Below are 5,382 nucleotides of genomic sequence, written 5' to 3'. Positions count from 1 at the left end.
CCCCGACCCCGGTCCCCGGCGACCTCCCGGTCACCGGCTGACCTGACGGCAGGGCCCGCGCGCATCCCGCGCGGGCCCGCCGGAACGTCGTGCGGCTGCCCTACGGTGTCCGGCATGAGTGATCGACACCGTCCGGTGGGGGATGAGGACGTTCTGCGGCTTCCGCCCGAACTGCGGCGCCGGCTGCATCCCCGCCGAGGCGGCCACCCCGGCCCCGCGGTCAGGATCGACAAGGCCGCCGCGGCGCGGCTGCGGGAGCAGCGGCCGCAGCCGGATTCGTTGATCGCCAGGATCCTGCCCGGTGCGGCATGGGTGGACGGCGCGCGGCGGTACCTCGCGGGCGAGGCCGACCCGGTGGGCGCGGCGGCGGCCGCCTTGATCCCATGGAAGGTCGCCAGCACCATCCCCGGCACCGCTGCCTCACCCTCCGACTGGGTCAGGAAGGGCGGTGTCTGGGCCGGCGCGGACGACGGCGCCCCCGATGAGCGGCCGGACGGTACGCAGCGCGACTGGACCCGGACGTCCTACGGCGGCTGGTCGAGGGGAGGCGGTGCTCCCGAGTCCCTCCAGAACCTCCAGCGCACGCTCGTGGACGCCTGGAGTGCGGAGCACGGCGTGGCGTTCGCGGCGTGCGCGCTGGCCGAGATGAGCACCGTCGCGGCGAGCTGGGCCGACCACGGGAAGATACGGTTCCGGCCCGGCGCGGAACTCTGGCTGGGGCGGGAAGCCGCCCAGCGCATGCGGACGCTGCTGGCGGCGGCGGACGACGGTGACTACAGCGTGGCCGTCGAGGGGCTGGCCGGGCGCCGCCGGACCGTCCAGCAGAAGGTGGTCGCGTCCTATCTGATCCCGACGCGGGAGGACTGGCTGGCGGAGTGCCAGGACTGGCTCGACGACCACCCGTCCGGGCTGGAGTGGCTGATGGTCGCGATCGGCACGCCGGAACGCCTCCCGAAGGGCATCCTGGCCTGGGACGACCACCCCATGGACGCGCTCGTCACGCTGGCCGACACCGCCGGAGCGGCCGCGCTCCCGCTGTTCGTCCACGGGTTGGACGGCGGCGCCGCGGCCACCGCGGAGGAGCGCAGGAGGCTGCTCCGCGTGATCAGCCTGATGCCTTACGACGAGGCGTTCCAGGTGCTGCTCGACCGGTCCGCCGACGGGCAGGCCGGGGCAGCGCTGGCCCAGGCGATGACGAGGTTCCCGGCGCGGGCGCTGCGGCTGCTTGCCGCGGCCGGCGCCACCGATCTGCTCGCCGGCCACGTCCGGGCCCACCCGGAACTGGTCGCGGCGATGCCGGCCGGGTCCCGTGCGGCCGTCGACGAGGACGGCGCGCGGGTGCCCGAAGCGGAGCCGGACGACCTTCCCGCACTGCTGGTCGAGCCGCCGTGGACACGCGGGCGCGCGGCGCGGAAACCGGTCGTCATCGCGGGATTGGAGCCGCCCGCCGAGCAGCGGATGGCGTGGGCGCCCGGTGAGCGGGAGGCATGGTCCGTCCCGCCGTTCCTGTCCAGGCGGAATCCCGATCCCGCCGGCACCGACTGGGAGGCGGTGGCCGACCGGTACCGGTCCGGCGAGCTGACCTGGATCGAGATATCCGAGCTGCTCGCGCTGGGGCCCGACGAAGTGGCCCGGCCCCTGCTCGCCGGCCGGGACACCCCGGACTGGTGGTGGGACTCCTCCGACGTGCCGTGGATGAAGTGCGTGGTGGGCCGCTTCGGCGACGACGCCCTCGGATTCGCCTTGCGGGCGGCGAAGGCCGACTCCGCGGCATGCGGCGGGCTTCTGCTCCCCTACCTGGACGCCGAGGTCGCGGCGCTGGCCGCCGACTGGCTGACCCGGAAGACGGCTGCCCGGCGGGGGGCGATCAACTGGTTCGGCCGGCACGGCGCCGATGCCGCCCCGATGCTGTTCCCCGCCGCCCTCGGCAAGCCCGGACGGGCGCGGAGGCAGGCCGAGGGGGCACTGCGGCTGCTCGCCGGCCGGCTCGGCCCCGCCGAGATCGTGGCGGCCGCGCGCGGCCTCGGCGATGCGGCGGCGAGCGCGATCGAGGCGCTGGTGGCCGACCCGCTGGACTTCCTGTCGGACCGGATGCCGGTCGTCGGCGACTGGGCCAATCCCGGCGCTCTGCCGCAGATCCTGCTGCGGGGCCGGGGGCGGGCGCTGCCCGCCGAGGCGGCGGGCCACGTCCTCACGATGCTGGCGATGTCGAGGCCGGGCGAGCCGTACGCGGGCGTCGACCTGGTCGGCGAGCTGTGCGACCGCCGTTCCCTGGCCGAGTTCTCCTGGGCGTTGTTCGAGCGCTGGGAGTCGCACGGCGCACCCGCCGACGACCGCTGGGCGCTCGACCAGCTCGGCCTACTGGGCGACGACGGGACGGTGCGGAGGCTGGCCGCGGCGATCCAGGTCTGGCCCGGCGAGGGCGGCCACCAGAAGGCGGTGCGCGGACTGGACGTGCTCGCCGAGATCGGCACCGACCTGGCGCTCATGCATCTGCACGGCATCTCCCAGCGGGTGAAGTTCAAGGGGCTCAGAGCGCGGGCGGGCGACAAGATCACGGAGATCGCGGAGAGCCGCGGCCTGACGCGCGAGCAACTCGCGGACCGCACGGTGCCGGACTTCGGCCTGGACGACGACGGCAGCATGACGCTCGACTACGGGCCGCGCCGCTTCACCGTGGGCTTCGACGAGGCGCTCGTCCCGTTCGTCGCCGGCGAGGACGGGCGGCGGCGCAAGGCACTGCCCAGGCCGGGCGCGAACGACGACCCCGACCTGGCGCCGGCCGCGTACCAGCGGTTCTCCTCGATGAAGAAGGTGGCGCGGACGGCGTCCGCCGAGCAGATCCGGCGCCTGGAGCGGGCCATGGTCGCGCGGCGGCGGTGGACCGCGACCGAGTTCCGGGAGCTGTTCGTCGCGCACCCCCTGCTCTGGCACATCGCCCGCCGCCTCGTCTGGCTGGCCGAGGTGGACGGCGCGACGACCGCGTTCCGGGTCGCTGAGGACCGTACGTTCGCCGACGTGCACGAGAACGCGTTCACGCTGCCCGGCACGGCGTCCGTCGGCATCGCGCACCCCCTGCACCTGGGCGGCGACCTCGCCGCCTGGCGTGAGGCATTGGAGGACTACGAGATCCTGCAGCCGTTCGCCCAGGTCGAGAGGGGAACACACGCGCTCACTGACGAGGAGTCACGCGGCGACGTCCTCGCCCGATTCGAGGATGTGGCGGTGTCCACGCTGCGGGTCCTGTCGATGCGCCACCGGGGATGGACGCGCGATGGTTCCGGGATGTTTCTCGCGCTGCCCGTCGGCCGAAGCGTCCTGCTCGACCTGGACCCGGGCCTGCCCTTCGGCCCTCCAGAGGACGAGCCGCAGCAGCGAATCACGACCGTCCGCCTAACGGCCGGGCCAGCCGCCCCGGCCCGCCTCGGCGCCCTGGACCCGGTGATCGCCTCGGAGACTCTGGCCGACCTGACCTGGCTGACCGCCCCCAAGTAACCCCTGCACCGCCCTGCTGCTCAGGCCGTCCTGCGGCAGAAGGACGTGCGGTAGTCCCTTGGACGTCGGCCGGTGTGCTTGGCGAAGAGTGCGGCGAAGGTGCCGGGGTCCCGGTAGCCGACGGTGGCGGCGATGGCGGCGACGGTGCCGTCCGTGGTCTCCAGTAGGTGGCGGGCGCGCCGGACGCGCGCCGACTGCAGGTACTCCAGCGGGCTCTGACCCGTCTCCTGTGCGAAGCGGCGCAGGAGCGTCCGGGTGCTGACGTTGAAGGCGTCCGACAGCGCGGCGAGGTCGTAGCGGGCGGCGAGGTTCTGGTCGAGCCGCCGCATGACCCTGCGGGAGAACTCGTTCCCCGGCTGCGGGAGAAGCCCGGCGTCCACGTACGGGGCCTGGGACGATCGCGCGTCGTCGACGAGTGCGACCCGCGCGGTCCTGCGCGCCACGCCGGCGCCGCTGTGGCGGCGGATCAGCCCCAGCGCGAAGTCGTACATGGCGCTGAACGCCGCCGTCGTCGTCACCCCCGTGTCGGTGACGACCATGTGCTCGGGCCGGACGTCGGCGTCCGGGCAGCGCCGCGCCAGCTCGTCCGCGAAGAGCCACGCCGTCGTCGCCCGCCGCCGCTTGAGCAGGCCCGCCTCGGCCAGCAGAAACGCCCCGACGCAGATCGCGACGACGGCCTCGCCCGCGGCGGCGTGGGAGCGGATCGCCGCGATCTCGGGGGCAAGCGACGCAAGTTTCGCGTCCACATCGAGGCCGGGCAGGAGCTCGAACCCCGGCACGACCAGGACATCGACGTCGCGCAGCGGAGACACGGCCAGCACCGCACCACCGGACACGGCGACGCGACGACGCGGCGAGACGATCGACACCTCGTAGCCGTCGCGGTCCGGGCCTGCGATGTGCGCGGCCATCGTCAACAGATCGGGCACGCCGAACACCTCGGACGCGAAACACCCCGGATAGGCCAGCACCCCGACCCGCAATGCGCTCACACCGGCCTCCTCACCAGTGGCGAGATTACCCCAGAACATGGCGATCTGGCCTATCACGCACCACAGACGGACCGGTCCACGCTTATCCCCATGAGCACTGACAACAAGGGGCGTCTTGACGACGCGATCACGGACTTCTCCCGCCGACGTGTGGACGTGGACGGGGTGGTGAAGACGGTCTACGTCTCGGGGGCCGGGCCCGGCGTCGTCCTGATGCCGGAGATGCCAGGCATCAGCCCGGACGTCCTCCGCCTGGCGCGGTGGATACGGGACGCGGGCTTCACCGTCTACGTCCCCTCCCTGTTCGGTGTCGACGGCGCCTACCCCACGGCCGAGGGCGGGGCGGAGGTCGTCCGGCGCGCATGCGTCAGCGCCGAGTTCCGGGCGTTCGCCGGGGGCGGCACCAGTCCCGTCACGGCGTGGCTGCGGGGGCTCGCACGCCAGGCCCACGCCGAATGCGGCGGTCCGGGAGTCGGCGCGATCGGCTTGTGCTTCACCGGCAACTTCGCCCTCACCATGACGCTTGAGCCGTCCGTCATCGCGCCGGTGGTCAACCACCCGTCGCTGCCCCTGGACGACCCCGCGGGACTCGAACTCAGCGACGAGGACGCCCGCGCCGTCCAGGCCCGCGTCGAGCGCGACGGGCTGAAGGTCCTCGCCTACCGTTTCGACAACGACCGCTGGTGCACCGGCCAGCGCTTCGCCGCCTACCGGGCACTCCTAGGCGACGCCTTCGACGGCCGCGTCCTACCGGGCGCCTCCGCCAACACCGACCCGCCCCCGTTCTTCCGCGACGTGGTCGAAACCCCCCACAGCGTCACCACCGCCCACCTAGTCGACGAGGCAGGCCACCCAACCCTGAAGGCAAGAGACGAAATCCTCACCCACCTAACCA

The 5,382-nt window shown here is 73.5% G+C and carries 3 protein-coding genes; 2 read left to right on the top strand and 1 reads right to left on the bottom strand.

Annotated features, from left to right (window positions below; genetic code table 11):
- Nucleotides 1-114: 114 nt before the first annotated feature.
- Nucleotides 115-3,495: a DUF4132 domain-containing protein gene (locus E1293_RS44130; RefSeq protein WP_132205666.1), complete on the top strand. Its 3,381-nt coding sequence runs from the start codon at nt 115-117 to the stop codon at nt 3,493-3,495.
- 20 nt (nt 3,496-3,515) lie between these two features.
- On the opposite strand, the gene E1293_RS44125 is transcribed toward E1293_RS44130, so the two are convergent.
- A complete protein-coding gene (locus tag E1293_RS44125) occupies nt 3,516-4,487 on the bottom strand; it encodes a GlxA family transcriptional regulator (RefSeq protein ID WP_243717478.1) in 972 nt (323 codons plus the stop codon).
- Between the two features lie 90 nt (nt 4,488-4,577).
- Here E1293_RS44125 and E1293_RS44120 point away from each other — a divergent pair.
- Nucleotides 4,578-5,382, top strand: an 805-nt coding sequence (locus E1293_RS44120; RefSeq protein WP_132205662.1) for a dienelactone hydrolase family protein, incomplete at its 3' end; no start/stop codon positions are given.

The organism is Actinomadura darangshiensis (assembly GCF_004349235.1).
GTDB lineage: Bacteria > Actinomycetota > Actinomycetes > Streptosporangiales > Streptosporangiaceae > Spirillospora > Spirillospora darangshiensis.
Note: the sequence above shows the minus strand (reverse complement) of the source record. Positions and strands in the feature narration are given on the sequence as shown.

Bases quoted from the DNA above. Each gene is read 5' to 3' on its own strand.
- E1293_RS44130 (WP_132205666.1), top strand. From the start codon at position 115: ATGAGTGATCGACACCGTCCGGTGGGGGATGAGGACGTTCTGCGGCTT.